The following is an 18,770-nucleotide window of genomic DNA, read 5'->3' as shown; positions in this document are numbered from 1 at the left end:
GCGGATCATCGACACAGCGCCGCGGTGCCTCGTGGCGGCGCCGAGCGGAGCGAGGTGGCGGCATGAGCAGGCGGCTGGTGGTGCTGGACGTGGTCGGGCTGACCCCGCGGCTGCTGGCGCACATGCCGCGGCTGCGCGCGGTCGCCGACGCCGGTTTCCGGGCCGAGCTGGGCACGGTGCTACCCGCGGTGACCTGCTCGGTGCAGTCGACCTTCCTCACCGGGGCGCTGCCGGCCGGGCACGGCATCGTCGGCAACGGCTGGTACTTCCGGGAACTGGGCGAGGTGCTGCTCTGGCGGCAGCACAACGCGCTGGTCGGCGGCGAGAAGCTCTGGCAGGCGGCCCGCCGGGCCGAGCCCGGCTACACGGTGGCCAACGTCTGCTGGTGGTACGCGATGGGCGCGGACGTGGACTGGACGGTCACGCCGCGGCCGGTCTACCACGCCGACGGGCGCAAGGAACCGGACTGCTACACCCACCCGCCCGAGCTGCACGACGCGCTGACCGGCCGGCTGGGCACCTTCCCGCTCTTCACCTACTGGGGTCCGGGCGCCGGCATCGCCTCCTCGACCTGGATCTGCCGGGCGGCCGAGCAGATCCTCGCCGACCAGGCCCCGGACCTCACCCTGGTCTACGTCCCGCACCTCGACTACGACCTGCAACGCTTCGGCGCCTCGTCGCCCCGGGCGGCGGCCGCCGCGGCCGAACTGGACGGGGTGCTCGGGCCGCTGCTGGACGCCGCCGCGGCCCGGGACGCGACGGTGGTGGTGCTCTCCGAGTACGGCATCACCGACGTGTCCCGCCCGGTCGACGTCAACCGGCTGCTGCGCGCCGAGGGGCTGCTCCGGGTGCACACCCAGGCCGGCATGGAGTACCTCGACCCGTGGACCTCGCGGGCGTTCGCGGTCGCCGACCACCAGGTCGCGCACGTCTACGTCCGGGACCCGGCCGACGTGCCGGCGGTGGCGAAGCTCTGCGCCGGGCTGCCCGGGGTGGCCGAGGTGCTCGACGCCGACGGCAAGGCGGCGCACGGGCTGGACCACCCGCGCGCCGGTGAGCTGGTGCTGGTGGCCGAGGCGGACGCCTGGTTCACGTACTACTACTGGCTCGACGACGCGCGGGCGCCCGACTTCGCCCGGCTGGTGGAGATCCACCGGAAGCCGGGCTACGACCCGGCCGAGCTCTTCTTCGACCCGGCCGCGCCGGGGGCGGCGAAGCGGCGGGCAGCGGTCGCGCTGGCCCGCAAGAAGCTCGGCATGCGCTACCTGATGAGCGTGGTCGGGCTCGACGCGGGCGCGCGGGCGGTCCGCGGCTCGCACGGGCGGCTGCCGGCCGACCCGGCCGACGGGCCGGTGCTGCTCTGCTCCGACCCGGCGGCGGCCCGGGACCGGATCGCCGCCACCGAGGTCAAGGCGCTGCTGCTGGAGCTGGCCGGGCTGCCACCCGGCCCGCAGGGCGACCGCGTCCCGGCCGGCCGGCGGCGTCCACCGGCCGGCGGGCCGACCGGGGAGGCGCCGTGACGGTGACCGTGGCGCCGACCGACGCGAGCGGGCTGCGGGCCCGGTTCGACGCCGAGCTGGCCGCGTTCCTCGACCGGCAGGGCCCGGAGTGGCCGGACGGCGCGCCCCGGGGTGTCTTCACCGCGCTGCACCGCTTCGTGCTGGCCGGCGGGAAACGGCTGCGCCCGCTCTTCTGCTACTGGGGCTGGCGCGGCGCCGGGGGCGCGGACGGCACCCCGATCGTGGTAGCGGCCGCCGCGCTGGAGCTGTTCCACGCCTTCGCGCTGATCCACGACGACATCCTCGACGGCAGCGACCGGCGCCGGGGCGAGCCGTCGGTGCACCGGCTCTTCGCCGACCTGCACGCCCGCTCGGCCTGGCGCGGCGACCCGGAGGCGTACGGGCGCAACACGGCGCTGCTCTGCGGCGACCTCTGCGCGGCCTGGTCCGACCAGATGTTCCACGAGTGCGGGCTGAGCACCGAGCAGGTGCACCGGGGGTACGCGGTCTTCGCGCTGATGCGCACCGAGGTGATCGCCGGCGAGTACCTCGACCTGGTCTCCGGGGTCGGCGACGGTTCGGTGGCCAGCGCGCTGACCGTGATCCGGATGAAGGCGGCCCGCTACACGGTCACCCGGCCGTTGCAGATCGGCGCGGCGCTGGCCGGGGGCGGGCCGGACCTGCTCGCCGCGCTGGCCGAGTTCGGCGACCCGCTCGGCGACGCGTTCCAGCTCCGCGACGACGTGCTCGGGGTCTTCGGCGACCCGGCGGTGACCGGCAAGTCGGTCCTGGACGACCTGCGCGAGGGCAAGCCCACGGTGATGATGGCGCTGGCCCGCAGCGCCGCCGACCGGGCGCAGACGGCGCGGCTGCGGGAGCTGTTCGGTAACCCGGCACTGGACGCCGACGGCGCGGCCGAGCTGCGCGACATCATCGAGCGCACCGGCGCCCGGGAGCGGATCGAGCAGATGATCCGGGTCCGCGCCGAGGCCGCGCTGACCGCGCTGGCGCACGCGCCGCTGGGCGAGGAGACCCGGGCGGCGCTGATCGGCCTGGCCGGCCAGGTGGTCGACCGCCGGCTCTGAGCCGCGGCGGCGACGGCTCGGGCCGGGTTCCGCGGCCGGCCACCCCGGCGAGCGCAGGGCCCGAGACGCCGACTTTCGCCCAGATCGACAAAAGTCCATTCTGGATCCGCAGAAGGTATGGACACATCGACGTCGGCAACTTAATGTCGTGCCCAACACGACACTGTTTCGTCGAGGTGAACCGGCGGCGCGGTAACCCATCGACTGGTGACCTCCGAGACGTGGCTCCACCGACCGGTGGTCACGGCCGGCCGGGGCGGCACCCCGGCGGGCCGCCGCATCCCCCCGCTACGGCATCCGGCGCGACGGCGCGCGCCCGCCCTGGCAGTCACTCGTCAGGAAGGGACAGCTCAACGATGTCCACCACGGACGGTTCCACCCACCGACCCCGACGATGGTTCTCCGCCGGCTCGGCACTGCTCCTGGTCGCCGCGGCCGGCACGGTCTCCCTCGGCGCCGGCCCGGCCGCGCTCGGCGGCCCCGCGCCGGCCCAGGCCCACCCGATCACCGCCACCGACTTCCAGCAGGTCGAACTCGCCCGCGGCGTGGCCGAGATGGGCGAACCGATGTCGCTGGCCGTGCTGCCCGACCGCTCGGTGCTGCACACCGCCCGCAACGGCACGCTGCGCCGCACCGACGCGGCCGGCACCACCACGGTGATCGGCACGATCCCGGTCTACACCCACGACGAGGAGGGCCTGCAGGGCGTCGGGGTCGACCCGAACTTCGCCAGCAACCGGCACGTCTTCCTCTACTACGCGCCGCCGCTGTCCACCCCCGCCGGGGACGCGCCGGCCACCGGCAGCGACTTCTCCGCCTGGCAGGGTGTGAACCGGCTGTCCCGGTTCACCCTCAACGCCGACTTCACGCTCAACCAGGCCAGCCGGGTCGACGTGCTGGACGTGCCGGCCGACCGGGGGCTCTGCTGCCACGTCGGCGGGGACATCGACTTCGACGCCGCGGGCAACCTCTACCTGTCCACCGGCGACGACACCAACCCGTTCGACTCCGCCGGGTACGCGCCGATCGACGAGCGCACCAACCGCAACCCCGGCTACGACGCGCAGCGCAGCGCGGCCAACACCAACGACCTGCGCGGGAAGATCCTGCGGATCAAGGTGAACGCGAACGGGACGTACTCGATCCCGGCCGGCAACATGTTCGTCGACTCCGACGCGCGGACCCGGCCGGAGATCTACGCGATGGGCTTCCGCAACCCGTTCCGGATGAGCGTGGACCGGGCCACCGGCATCGTCTACGTCGGCGACTACGGCCCGGACGCCGGCTCCACCAGCACCACCCGCGGCCCCGCCGGCCAGGTCGAGTTCAACCGGGTCACCGGCCCGGGCAACTACGGCTGGCCGTACTGCACCGGGACGAACACCAGTAGCGAGACGTACAACGAGTGGAACTTCGCCACCAACGCCACCGGGCCGAAGTTCAACTGCGCCGGTGGGCCGACCAACAACTCGTTCCGCAACACCGGGCTGCCCACCCTGCCGGCGGCCAAGCCGTCCTGGATCCGGTACGGCGGCGACGCCGGCACGCCGCCCGAGTTCGGCGGCGGCTCCGAGTCGCCGATGGGCGGGCCGGTCTACCGGTACGACGCCGCGTCGACCTCGACCACCAAGTTCCCGCAGTCCTTCGACGGGCAGTTCTTCGCCACCGAGTTCGGCCGGGGCTGGATCAAGCCGATCCACGTCAACGCCGACGGCTCGCCCGGCACCATCGACAGCTTCCCGTGGACGGGCAAGCAGGTGATGGACTCGGCCTTCGGCCCGGACGGGGCGTACTACGTGCTCGACTACGGCACCGGCTACTTCAACGGCGACGCCAACTCCGCGCTCTACCGGTTCGACCACATCGGCGGCGGCAACCGGGCGCCGACCGCGGCGGCGAGCGCCAACCGCACCTCCGGCGCCGCCCCGCTGGCCGTCACCTTCTCCTCGGCCGGCTCGTCCGACCCGGAGGGCGGGGCGCTGACGTACGCCTGGAACTTCGGCGACGGCACCAGCTCCACGGCGGCCAACCCGACGAAGACGTACACCGCCAACGGGACGTACACGGCCACGCTGACCGTGCGCGACCCGCAGGGCGCCACCGGCAGCGCCAGCGTGGTCATCACCGTCGGCAACACCGCGCCGACGGTGACCATCAACAACCCCGGCAACGGCCGGCTCTTCTCCTACGGCGACACGGTGCCGTTCAGCATCACCGTCACCGACCCGGAGGACGGCACGATCGACTGCACCAAGGTCAAGATGACCTACGTGCTCGGCCACGACCAGCACGGGCACCAGATCACCTCGCAGAACGGCTGCTCCGGGGCGATCACCATCCCGGTCGACGGGGAGCACGACGAGGCGGCGAACATCTTCGCCATCTTCGACGCCGAGTACACCGACGCCGGCGGGCTGACCACGCACACCCAGCACACCCTCCAGCCCCGGCACCGGCAGGCCGAGCACTTCAAGACCTCGTCGGGGATCAACACCTTCGACAAGGCCACCGCCGAGGGCGGCAAGACCGTCGGTGACATCCACAACGGCGACTGGATCGCGTTCCAGCCGTACCAGCTCGGCAACGTCACCTCGTTCACCGCCCGGGTCTCCTCGGCCGGCGCGGGCGGCACTGTGCAGATCCGGGCCGGCTCGGCCACCGGCACGGTGCTCGGTTCGGCGACGGTGCCGGTGACCGGGGCCTGGGACGCCTTCACCACGGTGACCGGGACGGTGGCCGGCGCACCGGCCGGCACCACCACGCTCTACCTGACCTTCGCCGGCTCCGGCACCGGGGCGCTCTACGACGTGGACGCCTTCACCCTGAACACCGGCACCGCCAGCGGCGGCACCGGGCCGATCCGGGGGCTCGCCGGCAAGTGCCTGGACGTGCGCAACGCGGGCACCGCCGACGGTACGCAGATCCAGCTCTACACCTGCAACGGCAGCGCCGCGCAGACGTGGACGGTGACGCCGAACTCGACGATCCGGGCGTTGGGCAAGTGCCTGGACGTCTCCGGTGGTGGTTCCGCGGACGGTACGAAGATCCAGTTGTGGACCTGCAACGGCACCGGTGCGCAGAACTGGTCGGCGCAGGCGGACGGGACGGTGCGCAACCCGCAGTCGGGCAAGTGCCTGGACGTCTCCGGCAACAACTCCGCCGACGGCACCGCCGTGCACCTGTGGACCTGCACCGCCGCGGCGAACCAGAAGTGGACCCTGCCCTGAGTTGACCGGAGGGGCCGCCGGTCACGGCGTACCGTCGGCACTGGTGGCCCCTCCTGACCGGAATTGGGAGAGCGACATGCGCAGACTCCTCCGACCCGTCCTCGGCGCGGCCACCGCCGTCCTCGCCACCCTCGCCTGCACCACCCCGGCCACCCCGGCCAGCGCCGCCGACGCCCCGTACGACGTGCTGGTCTTCTCCAAGACCGCCGGGTTCCGGCACGACTCCATCACGGTCGGCACCCAGGCCATCCGTGACCTCGGGGCGGCGAACAACTTCACCGTCACCGCCACCGAGGACGCCGCCCAGTTCACCACCGCCAACCTCGCCCGGTTCGAGGCGGTGGTCTTCCTCAACACCACCGGCGACGTGCTCAACGCCAGTCAGCAGAGCGCCTTCGAGTCGTACATCGGCTCCGGCGGCGGGTACGTCGGGGTGCACGCCGCCGCCGACACCGAGTACGGCTGGTCGTTCTACGGCAACCTGGTCGGGGCGTACTTCGCCTCGCACCCGCACATCCAGCAGGCCAACGTCAAGGTGGAGAACCGGGCGCACGCGGCCACCGCGCACCTGCCGCAGACCTGGACCCGCACCGACGAGTGGTACAACTACCAGACCAACGCCCGGTCCACGGCCCGGGTGCTGGCCACCCTCGACGAGTCGTCGTACTCGGGCGGCTCGATGGGTGCCGACCACCCGCACTCGTGGTGCAAGACCTACAGCGGCGGCCGGGCCTTCTACACCGGCGGTGGGCACACCCAGGCGTCGTACGCCGAGCCGGCGTTCCGCGCCCACCTGCTCGGCGGCATCCGCTACGCGGCCGGCCGGGCCAAGGCCGACTGCCGGCCGGAGACCGGCTACACCACCCTCTACAACGGCTCCACCACCGGCTGGTCCCAGGCCGGACCGGGCAGCTTCAGCAACGCCGACGCCACCCTCACCTCGGTCGGCGGGATGGGCCTGTACTGGTACAGCGCGAAGCAGTTCAGCAACTACTCGCTCAAGCTGGACTGGCGGCTCGCGGGAGACGACAACTCCGGCGTCTTCATCGGCTTCCCGCCGTCGAGCGACCCGTGGTCGGCGGTGAACAACGGCTACGAGATCCAGATCGACGCCACCGACGCGGTCGACCGGACCACCGGCGCGGTCTACACCTTCAAGTCCGCCGACATCGCCGCCCGGGACGCGGCGCTGAACCCGCCGGGGGAGTGGAACACCTACGAGCTGCTGGTCGAGGGTGAGCGGCTCCAGGTCTTCCTGAACGGGGTGAAGATCAACGACTTCACCAACACCGACCCGGCCCGCTCGCTCGCCGGCCACATCGGCATCCAGAACCACGGCACCGGCGACGACGCCTCGTTCCGCAACATCCGGATCAAGGAACTGGGCACCACCCCGCCGCCCACCGGCACCGTCCAGGCGGAGGCGTTCAGCTCGGCCAGCGGGGTCACCCCGTTCAGCAAGGCCGGGGCGAACGGCGGTCAGACGCTCGGCTACATCGACCCGGGTGACTGGGCGGCGTACAACGGTCTCGACCTGACCGGGGTGACCTCGTTCAGGGCGCGGGTCGTCTCCGGCGGGCCGGGCGGCACCATCCAGGTCCGCACCGGCTCGACCACCGGCACCGTGCTCGGCTCGGTCGCGGTGCCGAACACCGGCAGCTGGACCACCTTCGCCGACGTCACCACGAACCTCGCCGGCGTCCCGTCCGGCACCCAGAACCTCTACCTGACCTTCACCGGCTCGGGCTCGGGGCTCTTCGACGTGGACGACTTCACCCTGGTGCGAGGCAGTGGCGGCGGCACCGGCACCGGGCCGATCCGGGGCCTGGCCGGCAAGTGCCTGGACGTGCGCAACTCCGGCACCGCCGACGGTACGCAGATCCAGCTCTACACCTGCAACGGCAGCGCCGCGCAGACGTGGACGGTGACGCCGAACTCGACGATCCGGGCGTTGGGCAAGTGCCTGGACGTCTCCGGTGGCGGTTCGGCGGACGGTACGAAGATCCAGTTGTGGACCTGCAACGGCACCGGCGCGCAGAACTGGTCGGCGCAGGCGGACGGGACGGTGCGCAACCCGCAGTCGGGCAAGTGCCTGGACGTCTCCGGCAACAACTCCGCCGACGGCACCGCCGTGCACCTGTGGACCTGCACCGCCGCGGCGAACCAGAAGTGGACCCTGCCCTGACCCTTGCCCTGCCCTGACCTTGTCGTGAGGGGCGCGGTGGCCGTGCCGTCGGCGGCGTCGCCCGTCGCACATCCCATGGAGCCTGATGACTCAGAGGTATGAATATGCCTCTGAGTCATCAGGCCCGGCCGGATCTCCCCACTCGGATCACGACACGCCGGCATCAGGTGCGCCCCGCCCCGAAGGACCGTAGGGAACTCGCCCCGGCCCCGGCCCCGGCCCCGGCCCCGGCCCCCGGCCGTCTCCGTCCGCGGCCTACCACGAGCCGCTGCCCGTCGCCTCCGCCCGCTGCCGGCCGCTCACGGTGGGGCCTTCCGTGGCGGTGGCGGCGGCCATAGAGTGGGGGCGGCGATCGTGGAGGTGGCCGGCGACCCGGCGGGAGGCGCAACCCGGCGGGTCCAGGTGCTTCGCGTACCCGTCGGCATCGCCGCGCTCGCCGGGCACCACCGGTCACCCTCGCCCCGGTCCGCAGGTACGGAATCCCCATCACGACAGGGGAGAAGGACAATGGCGCGACCCATCACGCTCTTCACCGGCCAGTGGGCCGACCTTCCGTTCGACGAGGTCTGCCGGCTCGCCTCCGAGTGGGGCTACGACGGGCTGGAGATCGCCTGCTGGGGCGACCACTTCGAGGTCGACAAGGCGCTGGCCGACGACTCGTACGTCGACCGCAAGCGGGAGACCCTCGCCAAGCACAACCTGAAGGTCTACGCGATCTCCAACCACCTGGTCGGCCAGGCCGTCTGCGACCACCCGATCGACGAGCGGCACCAGGACATCCTGCCGGCCCGGATCTGGGGCGACGGGGAGCCGGAGGGCGTACGCCAGCGGGCCGCCGAGGAGATCAAGGACACCGCGCGGGCGGCGGCGAAGCTCGGCGTGAAGACCGTCGTCGGCTTCACCGGGTCGTCGATCTGGCACACCCTGGCGATGTTCCCGCCGGTGCCGCCGTCGATGATCGAGCGCGGCTACCAGGACTTCGCCGACCGGTGGAACCCGATCCTCGACGTCTTCGACTCCGTCGGGGTGCGGTTCGCCCACGAGGTGCACCCCAGCGAGATCGCGTACGACTACTGGACGACGAAGCGCGCGCTGGAGGCGATCGGCCACCGGCCCGCGTTCGGGCTGAACTGGGACCCGTCGCACTTCGTCTGGCAGGAACTCGACCCGGTCAACTTCATCTTCGACTTCGCCGACCGGATCTACCACGTCGACTGCAAGGACGCCAAGGTGCGCACCGGTGACGGCCGGCGCGGCCGGCTCTCCTCGCACCTGCCCTGGGCCGACCTGCGCCGCGGCTGGGACTTCGTCTCCACCGGCCACGGCGACGTGCCCTGGGAGGACTGCTTCCGGGCGTTGAACGCGATCGGCTACGACGGCCCGATCTCCATCGAGTGGGAGGACGCCGGCATGGACCGCCTGGTCGGCGCCCCGGAGGCGCTCCAGTTCGTCCGCCGGCTCGCCTTCGACGCCCCGGCCGCGGCCTTCGACGCCGCGTTCAGCAGCAAGGACTGAGTGGGTCGCGGTCGGCCCGCGAGGACTGAGCGCGCCGCGTTCAGCAGCGAGGACCGAGCGCGTAGCGCGAGGGGCCGCGCCCGGTTTCCCGGGCGCGGCCCCTCCTGCGGTGTCGGGTCCGTCAGCCCCGCAGACCCGACATGTGCTGGAAGCTGACCTCCGCGTAGCGCAGCGACCGACCCGGGTCGGCGGCGCCGCCCGGCGCGTTGTCCTGCTCCCACATCGGGTTGTGGTAGCCCTTGGCGCCCATGTTGGCGAAGAAGTGCCCGTAGTCGATGTCGCCCTGACCCAGCGGCACCATGTCGTACCCGGCGCTGTTGGCCGGGTTGAACGCGCCGTCCTTGGCGTGGAACAGCGGGAACCGGATGGGCTGGGCGGCGACCACGGCCAGCGGGTCGAAGACGCTGGTCTGGGTCACCCCGTCCGGGTCGGTGTAGCTGCGGAACCGGTGCTGGGCCACGTGCGCCCAGTAGATGTCCATCTCGAACCAGACCCACTCCGGGTTGGTGCGCGCGATGAAGTACTCCAGCTTCCGCACCCCGGAGGACCGGGTCGGCCGGCCCTGCGCGTCCAGCGGCCCGCTGTCCAGCAGGAAGTTGTACGCCGCGTCGTGGTTGTGCGTGTACAGCTTCAGCCCCCGGGCGGCGGCCATCTCGCCGAAGGTGTTCCACCGGTCGACGGCGGCGTCCCAGTCGGCCTTGTAGTTGCTGCCGGTCGGGTCGCTGCCGGTGCCGATGTGCTGCATGCCGAGGATCTCGGCGGTGTCCAGCGTCCGCTCGAACGCGGCGATGGTGTCCGGCGTGACGGTGCCCGGGATCGAGGCGTGCGAGCCGTTGGCCCGCAGCCCGTTGTCGTCCAGGATCTTGCGGATCTCCTGCGGCGTGATCTGCCGGCCGAGGATGGAGGTGTGCTGGTTGTAGCCGGCGAACTCCACCTCCTTGTAGCCGATCTCGGCGAGCCGGGCGAGCACCCGCTCGAAGCCGTACGGCACCCCGCTGGCGTCCGGGGCGGCGCCGATCCGGTCCCGGACGCTGTAGAGGATGATGCCGCGCTTGCCGGCCGGGACGAGCAGGCCGTTGCCGTTGGCGCCGGCGGCGGAGGCCCAGCCGGTGGCCCCGACGGCGGCCGCGCCGGCGACACCGGCGAGGGCGCCGAGCATCCGGCGACGGCTCATGCCGTGCTGACTGTCGTTCATCTCCTGCTGCCTTTCTCGGTGCTGGTGATGGGTGGGCCCGGCCCGGGTCACCGGCGGTGACCCGGCGCACGGGAGGATCCGGCGGCGCCCGGGGGCCGCCGGGCGGCGGCCCCCGGGCACCGCGTCACGGTGCGACGCCGATGCCCTGGCCGGCGAACTCGATCCAGTTCAGGTTGCCGAAGCCGCTGGCCGGGCCGCCGGGCACGGTGGTGAAGACGAGGTAGAGCCGGTGCGTGCCGCCCGGGTCGGTGATCGGCACGGTGGTGCTGGTGAAGGCGTTGTTACCGGTGGTCGCGTTGACCGTGGCGGTGCCCAGCAGCGGGCCGGTGGGGGCGTCGAGGCGGAACTCGACGCCGAACCGGGGCTGCCCGGCGGTCGCGGCGCTGCCGCCGCTGGTGCGCAGGGTGACCGACTGGATGTTGTGCAGGTTCACCGTGTTGTTCACCGCGATCCAGTCACCCGGGTCGAGGCTGCCCCGTTGCTGCCCGCCGCCGGTGTCGGCGCTGTTGCCGACGGTGGTGCCGGACTGGTCCCGGGCGAACTCCACCTGCTGCCGCTTGTCCTGGATGATCTGCTGGTCCACCGTGGTCAGGGCGGGTTGCCCGTTGGCGCCCTTGTCGGTGTAGGAGGCGCTGACCACGCCGTAGATGTAGCCGCCGTGGGAGGCGTCGTCGGCGATCGTGGGCAGCACGCCCGAGCAGCCGAACTGGTTGGCCTCGCCGTGGCCGTGCTCGTCGTGGCCGAGCACGAAGGTCACCTCGACCTTGCCGCAGTCGATCGGACCGTCCTCCGGGTCGGTGACCGTCACGGACCAGGGGATCCCGTCACCCCAGCTGAAGAAGCCGCCCTCCAGCGGGGTGTCGACGGTCACCGTGGGCGCGGTGTTGCCGACAGTGATCGTGGTGTTCGCCGACGCGCTCTTGCCGCTGGAGTCGGTCACCGTGAGCCGCGCGGTGTAGACGCCGTTGGCGGTGTAGGTGTGCGTCGGGTTCGGGTCGACCGAGTCGGTCGTGCCGTTGCCGTCGAAGTCCCAGGCGAACGAGATGGAGTCCGCCGGGTCCGGGTCCTTCGATCCGTCGCTGGAGAAGGCGACGGTCAGCGGCGCGTGCCCGTTGGTGGGCGTCGCGCCCAGCACCGCGTTCGGCGCCCGCAGGCCCTTGACGTAGCTGAACTTCAGCATCGCCGCGTCCGGGTTGACGTTGAAGAACCCGTCGCCGTACGTCAGCAGGTAGAAGTTGCCGTCCGGGCCCCACTTCATGTCCATCGGGTTGTCGCAGAGGAACGGCCGGGCCGGCGTGCTCGGGCCGGGGCCGCAGTCCAGCACGTTGTTGATCTTCAGGATGTCGCCCTGGCCGTCAAGCCGGATCTCCTTGAGGGTGTCCCGGGTGAACTCGCCGAAGAAGATCGACCCGTCGAAGTACGCGGGGAACTTCCTCTCCGACCTCAGCTCCGGGTCGTAGTCGTAGCGCGCCGCGCCGTGCGGTCCGACGCCGCCGGTGCCCAGCTCGGGGAAGAGCACCGGGCAGGTCTGCGTCGGGGTGGACAGGTAGGACTCCGGGCAGGGGGTCGGAGCCTGGAAGGAGTACCACAGCTCCGACTTCTCGACCGCCGGCAGGTCGGTCAGCCCGGTGTTGTGCCGGGAGGTGTTCTTCGGGGCCGCGCAGTCGAACGGCGCGACCGGGGAGATCGGGCTGGTGGTCCAGTTCATCTCGATGTACGGCAGGTTCGGCTGCACGCACATCGGCCAGCCGTAGTTGGCCGGCTTGTCGACCACCATCATCCGGCCGGTGCCGGCCGGCCCCCGGCCCACCGCGGCGGTCGAGGAGTCGGGGGAGTAGTCGGTGACGTAGGCGACGTCGTTGCGGTCGAGGGTGATCCGGAACGGGTTCCGGAAGCCCATCGCGTAGATCTCCGGCCGGGTCTTGTCACCCGGGTCCCGCGCCTCCGGGAAGAGGTTGCCCGCCGGCACCGTGTAGCTGCCGTCCGGCTGCACCGAGATGCGCAGGATCTTGCCGCGCAGGTCGTTGGTGTTCGCCGAGCTGCGCCGGGCGTCCACGAAGGGCGCCTGGTAGACGCCGGTGGCGCTCACCGAGTCGTTGTGCGGCGAGAAGCCGCCGGAGCCGCCACCGCCGGCCGGGGTGTCGTCGCCGGTGACCAGCCACAGGTTGTTCTTCGAGTCGAAGGCGATGTCGCCGGCCACGTGGCAGCAGGCGCCCCGGTCCACCGGCACCTGGAGGATCTTCTGCTCGGTGGCCAGGTCCAGCGAGGGCGTGTCCCCGTCGACGAACTTGAACCGGGACAGCTGGAAGTAGCCCTTCCACCGGTCCCACGCGCTCGGGTCGGTGCTGGTGGTCGGCGCCCCACCGGCGGGGGTGTCCAGCGGCGGCGCGTAGAAGAGGTAGACCCAGCGGTTGGTGGCGAACTCGCGGTCGATCGCCGGGCCGTACATCCCGTCCTCGCTGTGGGTGTAGACCGGGATCTGGGCCAGCACGGTGGTCTCGTTGCTCGCCGGGTCGTGCAGGCGTACGCCGCCGCGGCGGTCGGTCTGGATGACCCGGCCGTCGGGCAGCACGTCGAAGCCGATCGGCTCGTTGACGTTGGGCTGCGCCCCGATGACCTCCATCTGGTAGTTGGCCAGCACGGTGGCGCCGCAGTCGCCGTCGGTCACCCCGGCCGCCCACTGGATCGCGCCGCCGAGGTGCGCCCGCAGGTCGGTGCTGCCGAAGCTCTCCGGCGTCGCGCCGAGCCCGGTGTAGAAGGAGCGGCCGCCCTGGTAGTCCTTGCACCAGGTGACCGGGTGGTCGAAGCCCATCGTCCCGCCGGCGTACGTCTTCTCGTCCACCGTGGCCAGGACGTGCGAGACGCCCCGGACGTTGGCGGCGAAGTTGTACCAGCGGTCCGGGTGGGTCCAGCGCTCCGGCAGCGGGGCCGAGGCCGGGTGCACCCGGTCGGCGACGGTGACGGTGGCCGCGGCCGGCGCCGACGCGGCGCCCACCGCCCGGGTGCCGAGCACGTCGTCCAAAAAGGACCATCCGGGCTCGGCCTCGATCGCGGAGTGCACGCCGACGAAGCCGCCGCCGGCCCGGTAGTACCGCTCGAAGGCGGCCCGCTGGTCGTCGGTGAGGACGTCGCCGGCGGTGTTCAGGAACACCACCGCGCGGAACTGCTTGAGGTGCGGCTCGTCGAACTTGCGGGCGTCGTCGGTCACCTCGACGGTGAAGCGCCGGTCGTTGCCGAGCTGGCGGATCGCGTCCACCCCGGCGGCGGTGGCGGCGTGGCCGCCGCCGGCTGACCGGGTGAAGACGAGGACCTTGTACTCGATGCCGTTGCTGGTCGGTGCCGGTGCGGCGAGCGCCGGCGCGGGCTGCTGCTGGGCCGTCGCGACGAGTGTCGCGCCGACGAGGGTGAGCAGGCTGAGGAAGGTGGTGGCCCTTCGGCCGATCGGTCTGCGCATCGAACCTCGCTCTGGTCGGGCGGGTCCGCCCCAGCGCCGGGACGTCGCTGAGGAGGTCGCGGGGGAGTACCAAAGAGCCTGGCCAGGTTCTACGCAGGACGATATTTGCGAGCGAGACTAAAGAGAAGAGGCTGGAGGCAGAAGTTTTCGATGGTCGGGTCGAACTTTTGCTCCAAACAGGCGAAAGTGGCGGACGGCCCCGCCGACCTGGGGCGGGGCCGTCCCCGGACACGACAGCGGGCCGGTCACCACCAGGTGTCCGGCCCGCTCGCGGATGAGCTCAGAGGGTGCTGCCGCTGGTGCCCGAGCTGGACGGCTTGCGAGTCGCGCTGCCGGCCGACGTCGACCCGGAGGTCGAGCCCGCCGAGCCGGTCGAGCTGGAGCTCGACGAGCCGGTCTTGGCGCCGACGGTGGCCGGCGTGCCGGCGAACGCGTCGTCGGCGGCGGTCAGCTCCTGCTTGCTGCCGTTGCCGCCGAGCTTCTCGCCCAGCTTCGACTGGCCGAGCTTGTCCTTGCCCTCGCTGTAGAGCCGGGTCGCCTGGGCCTGCGCGACACCCGCCGCCTCCTGCACGGTGGGGTGGTCGAGCACCTTGCGGCCCCGGATCACCAGCTCCTCGTACTTCTCCCGGCCGGCACGGGCGCCCAGGACGAATCCCGCAGCCAGCCCGCCAAGAAACATGATCTTTCCGCGCATGGCGGCTCCTTCCGTACCTGACGCGCCGTCGTCCCGTCGGGCTCACCCCGGCGGGAGCGACCACCTCGCGCCTGCGTTCTCTGTCCGCAGCTAACTACCCATCCTGCTCTCCGCTCATACCTCCTTGTGCCGCGATGACGAATTGTCCGTATTATTCATGGTCGGTCCGGGTCGCGACCGGCCCGGATCGGTGGGTAACCCCCTCGACCAACACCCCCGGGAGTCCTGTACTCTTGTCCCGTCGCACGGCGAAGGAGAGATCCGGAAACCGGGCAACACGGTCCCCCGTAGCTCAATTGGCAGAGCAGCCGGCTGTTAACCGGCAGGTTTTTGGTTCGAGTCCAAACGGGGGAGCCACTCCACTCGACGCCCGTCGGCCCCGCCGGCGGGCGTTCGTCGTTCCCGGCGACGGCGTCCGACACGCACCCCCGTCCGGTGCGGCCCGTCCGCCGCCGGAAAGGCGAGCCTCTTCCGTTTCGCCCACCCCGGCGCCGTTCGCCCGGCAGGATGGTCGATGTCGACCAGACCCCGGCTGCGTCGATCGGTGCATCGGGTGTTGGGTGGGTGTGATGTCCGGACGAGGCGGCAGGGTCACCCTGGTCGCGGTGGCGGTCGTGCTCGCCTGGCTGGTCGTCGGCGCGGTGACCGGGCCCTTCGCCGGCCGGCTGGGCGAGGTCGCCACCAACGACAGCGCCGCGTTCCTGCCCGCCGACGCCGAGGCGACCCGGGCCCAGGAGCTGTCCGGGCGGTTCGTCGACCGGCAGACCACGCCGGCCCTGGTGGTCTACGAACGCACCAGCGGCATCACCGACGCCGACCGGCAGCGGGTGGCGGCCGACGCCACCCGCTTCGCCGGGGTGCCCGGGGTGGTCGGCCCGCTGCCCCCGCCGATCCCCAGCCAGGACGGGCAGGCGTTGCAGGTGGTGGTGCCGATCGACGACGCCGAGGGGGAGCGGATCGGTACGACGGTGGAACGGCTGCGGGACATCGCCGGCGGCGACCGGGACGGGTTGACCGTCGACGTGGCGGGGCCGGCCGGCCTGCTCGCCGACCTGATCGAGGTCTTCTCCGCCATCGACGGCACGCTGCTGCTGGTCACCCTCTGCGTGGTGCTGGTCATCCTGCTGGTCGTCTACCGCAGCCCGATCCTCTGGATCTTCCCGCTGCTCGCCGCCGGGACGTCCTTCGCGCTGGCCGCCGCCCTCGTCCACCTGCTCGCCGACGCCGATGTCATCACCCTCAACGGGCAGGCGCAGGGCATCCTCACCGTGCTGGTCTTCGGCGCCGGCACCGACTACGCGCTGCTGCTGGTGGCCCGCTACCGCGAGGAACTGCATCGGCACGCCCGCCCCCGGGAGGCGATGCGGACCGCCTGGAAGGGCGCCGCCCCGGCGATCGTCGCCTCCGGTGGCACGGTCATCCTCAGTCTGCTCTGCCTGCTGCTGTCCAGCCTCAACTCCAACCGCGCGCTCGGCCCGGTCGCCGCCATCGGCATCGCCGCCACCCTGCTGGTGATGCTCACCTTCCTGCCCGCCCTGCTGGTGCTCGGCGGGCGGTGGGCGTTCTGGCCGCGCCGGCCCCGGGCGGACGAGGCGGAACCGCAGGCCGAGCACGGCAGCTGGCGCCGGATCGCCGGTTTCGTGGCCCGCCGGGCCCGGCCGGTCTGGCTGGTCACCAGCGTGCTACTGGCCACCCTGGCGCTCGGCCTGACCCAGCTCGGCGCCACCACGCTCGGCCAGTCCGACCTGTTCACCCAGCGCACCGACTCGGTCGCCGGCCAGGAGGTGATCGCCCGGCACTACCCGGCCGGCACCGGCAGCCCGGCCACCATCCTGGTCGACCAGCGGGCCGCCCGGCAGGTCGCCGAGGTGGCCCGCGCGGTGCCCGGGGTGGCCGTCGTCCGCCCGGTCACCGGGGACCCGACCGGCCCGCCCGACCCCGCGGCGCCACCCAGGGTGGTGGACGGCACCGTGCAACTGGAGGCGACGCTGGCCGACCCGCCGGACAGCGACGGCGCCGAGCGGACCATCCGCGACCTGCGCGCCGCGGTGCACCGGGTGCCCGGCGCGGACGCCGCGGTCGGCGGCTTCACCGCGATCAACGTGGACACCGCGGACGCCGCCACCCGGGACCAGAACGTCATCATCCCGGTGGTGCTGGTGGTCATCGCGATCATCCTGGCCGTGCTGCTCCGCGCGCTGCTCGCCCCGATCCTGCTGATCGCCACGGTGCTGCTCTCGTTCGCCGCCACGCTCGGGCTCTGCGCGCTGATCTTCCGGCACGTCCTCGACTTCCCCGGCGTGGACGCGTCGTTCCCGCTGTTCGCGTTCGTCTTCCTGGTCGCCCTCGGCATCGACTACAACATCTTCCTGATGAGCCGGGTGCGGGAGGAGTCCGTCCGGCGGGGCACCCGGGCCGGGGTGCTGGCCGGCCTGGCGGTCACCGGCGGCGTCATCACGTCGGCCGGAATCGTGCTGGCCGCGACCTTCTCGGCGCTGGCCGTCCTGCCGCTGGTGGTCCTGGTCGAGCTGGGCGTGGCGGTCGCCGTGGGCGTGCTCATCGACACCATCGTGGTCCGCTCGCTGCTGGTGCCGGCGCTGGCGTACGACATCGGGCCGCGGGTGTGGTGGCCGGGCCGGCTGGCCCGGGCCAACGGTGAACGGGAGGCGCGTCGTGCTGGCTGAGACCGATGTGGTGATCGTCGGCGGTGGCCTGGCCGGCCTCGCCGCGGCCCGGCGGCTGCACCGGGCCGGCGTGCCCTGGCGGCTGCTCGAGGCCGGCGGCCGGCTCGGCGGCCGGGTCGCCACCGACGCCGTCGACGGCTACCTGCTCGACCGGGGCTTCCAGGTGCTCAACACCGCCTACCCGCGGCTCGGCACGCTGCTCGACGTCGACCGGCTGGGCCTGGGCCACTTCACCCCCGGCGTGCTGGTGCGCAAGGGCGACTCGCTGCACCGGCTGGTCAACCCGCTGCGCGAGCCGACCGGCGGGCCGCGCACCGCGCTGGCCGGCATCGGCTCGCCGCTCGACCGGCTGCGGTTCGCCGCGCTCGCCGCCGGCTGCGCCACGCTGCCGCCCGGGCGGCTGCTCGCCGCGCCGGAGACCACCACCGAGGCCGCTGCGCCGGGCCGGGCTCTCCGACGCGATCATCGAGGAGCTGCTCCGGCCGTTCCTCTCCGGCGTCTTCGTGGAACGGGAGCTGGAGACCTCCAGCCGGGTGTTCGCGATGGTGCTGCGCTCGTTCGCCCGCGGGCGGATCGGCCTGCCCGCCGAGGGGATGGCCGCGCTGCCCCGGGCGATCGCCGACCCGCTGCCGGCCGACCTGATCGACCTGGACACCCCGGTCTCGCAGGTCGCGCCCGGCCGGGTCCGCACCCAGGCCGGCGACATCGGCTGCCGCGCCGTCGTGGTCGCCGTCGACCCGCTGGCGGCGGCCACCCTGCTGCCGGCCCTGCCACCGGTACGCATGCACAGCTACACGACCTACTACCACAGCACCGCCGAGCCGCCGCTGGCCGAGCCGATCCTGCTGGTCGACGGCGACCGGCGGGAACTGGTCGCCAACACGGTGGTGGTCAGCCGGGCCGCGCCCGCGTACGCGCCGGCCGGGCGGCACCTGGTGGCCACCTCGGTGGTCGGCCCAACGGCCCCGCCCGAGCCGGCCGTACGGCTCGAACTGGCCCGGCTCTACGGACGGTCCACCGCCGACTGGACGCACCTGACCACCGTGTCGATCCCGGCCGCGCTGCCCGCCGCGCCACCGCCGCAGGGGCGGCTGCGCAAGCCGGTGGCGCTCGGCGACGGCCTGTTCGTGGCCGGGGACCACCGGGACAGCCCGTCCATCCAGGGGGCGCTGACCAGCGGCTGGCGGGCCGCCGGGGCGGTGCTGGAGCGGCTGCGGTCCGGCTGAGAAAGC

General features: G+C 72.6%; 9 protein-coding genes, 1 tRNA gene and 1 pseudogene. 8 read left to right on the top strand and 3 right to left on the bottom strand.

The annotated features are described in order from the left end of the window. Positions 1–62: 62 nt before the first annotated feature. From Q3W71_RS09425 to Q3W71_RS09405, 5 genes are all read left to right on the top strand, one after another. Complete coding sequence (locus tag Q3W71_RS09425; protein ID WP_302918937.1) at positions 63–1,520, top strand: alkaline phosphatase family protein; 1,458 nt, start codon at positions 63–65, stop codon at positions 1,518–1,520. Continuing rightward, entirely contained in the window at positions 1,517–2,584 is a 1,068-nt protein-coding gene (locus Q3W71_RS09420; protein WP_302918936.1) for a polyprenyl synthetase family protein, read from the top strand. Before Q3W71_RS09425 ends, Q3W71_RS09420 begins: the two co-directional genes overlap by 4 nt. Positions 2,585–2,940: 356 nt before the next feature. Beyond that, complete coding sequence (locus Q3W71_RS09415; RefSeq protein WP_302918935.1) at positions 2,941–5,811, top strand: PQQ-dependent sugar dehydrogenase; 2,871 nt, start codon at positions 2,941–2,943, stop codon at positions 5,809–5,811. A 76-nt stretch (positions 5,812–5,887) separates the two neighbouring features. Next, complete coding sequence (locus Q3W71_RS09410) at positions 5,888–7,996, top strand: ThuA domain-containing protein (protein WP_302918934.1); 2,109 nt, start codon at positions 5,888–5,890, stop codon at positions 7,994–7,996. A gap of 507 nt (positions 7,997–8,503) precedes the next feature. Further along, positions 8,504–9,511, top strand: coding sequence for a sugar phosphate isomerase/epimerase (locus tag Q3W71_RS09405; RefSeq protein ID WP_302918933.1), 1,008 nt, complete (start codon positions 8,504–8,506; stop codon positions 9,509–9,511). A 121-nt stretch (positions 9,512–9,632) separates the two neighbouring features. On the opposite strand, the gene Q3W71_RS09400 is transcribed toward Q3W71_RS09405, so the two are convergent. From Q3W71_RS09400 to Q3W71_RS09390, 3 genes are all read right to left on the bottom strand, one after another. Further along, positions 9,633–10,706, bottom strand: a complete 1,074-nt coding sequence (locus tag Q3W71_RS09400; protein ID WP_233258146.1) for a sugar phosphate isomerase/epimerase — start codon at positions 10,704–10,706, stop codon at positions 9,633–9,635. Between the two features lie 124 nt (positions 10,707–10,830). Beyond that, positions 10,831–14,160, bottom strand: a complete 3,330-nt coding sequence (locus Q3W71_RS09395) for a ThuA domain-containing protein (RefSeq protein WP_302918932.1) — start codon at positions 14,158–14,160, stop codon at positions 10,831–10,833. A 280-nt stretch (positions 14,161–14,440) separates the two neighbouring features. Then, a complete protein-coding gene (locus tag Q3W71_RS09390) occupies positions 14,441–14,854 on the bottom strand; it encodes a hypothetical protein (protein WP_302918931.1) in 414 nt (137 codons plus the stop codon). Positions 14,855–15,135: 281 nt separating this feature from the next. Here Q3W71_RS09390 and Q3W71_RS09385 point away from each other — a divergent pair. From Q3W71_RS09385 to Q3W71_RS09375, 3 genes and pseudogenes are all read left to right on the top strand, one after another. Next, a tRNA-Asn gene (locus Q3W71_RS09385) sits at positions 15,136–15,211 on the top strand. Positions 15,212–15,423: 212 nt separating this feature from the next. After that, entirely contained in the window at positions 15,424–17,538 is a 2,115-nt protein-coding gene (locus Q3W71_RS09380; RefSeq protein WP_302918930.1) for an MMPL family transporter, read from the top strand. Beyond that, positions 17,528–18,764 (top strand): annotated as a pseudogene (locus tag Q3W71_RS09375) (FAD-dependent oxidoreductase). Before Q3W71_RS09380 ends, Q3W71_RS09375 begins: the two are co-directional and overlap by 11 nt. The last annotated feature ends 6 nt before the right edge of the window (positions 18,765–18,770 follow it).

Origin of the sequence: Micromonospora sp. C28SCA-DRY-2, assembly GCF_030519475.1 — a bacterium.
GTDB lineage: Bacteria > Actinomycetota > Actinomycetes > Mycobacteriales > Micromonosporaceae > Micromonospora.
The sequence above is the reverse complement of the archived record's forward strand: the minus strand, read 5'-3'. Positions and strand labels throughout refer to the sequence as shown.

Coding starts and splice junctions, on each gene's coding strand:
- Q3W71_RS09415 (WP_302918935.1), top strand. CDS start 2,941: ATGTCCACCACGGACGGTTCCACCCACCGACCCCGACGATGGTTCTCC.
- Q3W71_RS09400 (WP_233258146.1), bottom strand. CDS start 10,706: ATGAACGACAGTCAGCACGGCATGAGCCGTCGCCGGATGCTCGGCGCC.
- Q3W71_RS09405 (WP_302918933.1), top strand. CDS start 8,504: ATGGCGCGACCCATCACGCTCTTCACCGGCCAGTGGGCCGACCTTCCG.
- Q3W71_RS09395 (WP_302918932.1), bottom strand. CDS start 14,160: ATGCGCAGACCGATCGGCCGAAGGGCCACCACCTTCCTCAGCCTGCTC.
- Q3W71_RS09410 (WP_302918934.1), top strand. CDS start 5,888: ATGCGCAGACTCCTCCGACCCGTCCTCGGCGCGGCCACCGCCGTCCTC.
- Q3W71_RS09380 (WP_302918930.1), top strand. CDS start 15,424: ATGTCCGGACGAGGCGGCAGGGTCACCCTGGTCGCGGTGGCGGTCGTG.
- Q3W71_RS09390 (WP_302918931.1), bottom strand. CDS start 14,854: ATGCGCGGAAAGATCATGTTTCTTGGCGGGCTGGCTGCGGGATTCGTC.
- Q3W71_RS09425 (WP_302918937.1), top strand. CDS start 63: ATGAGCAGGCGGCTGGTGGTGCTGGACGTGGTCGGGCTGACCCCGCGG.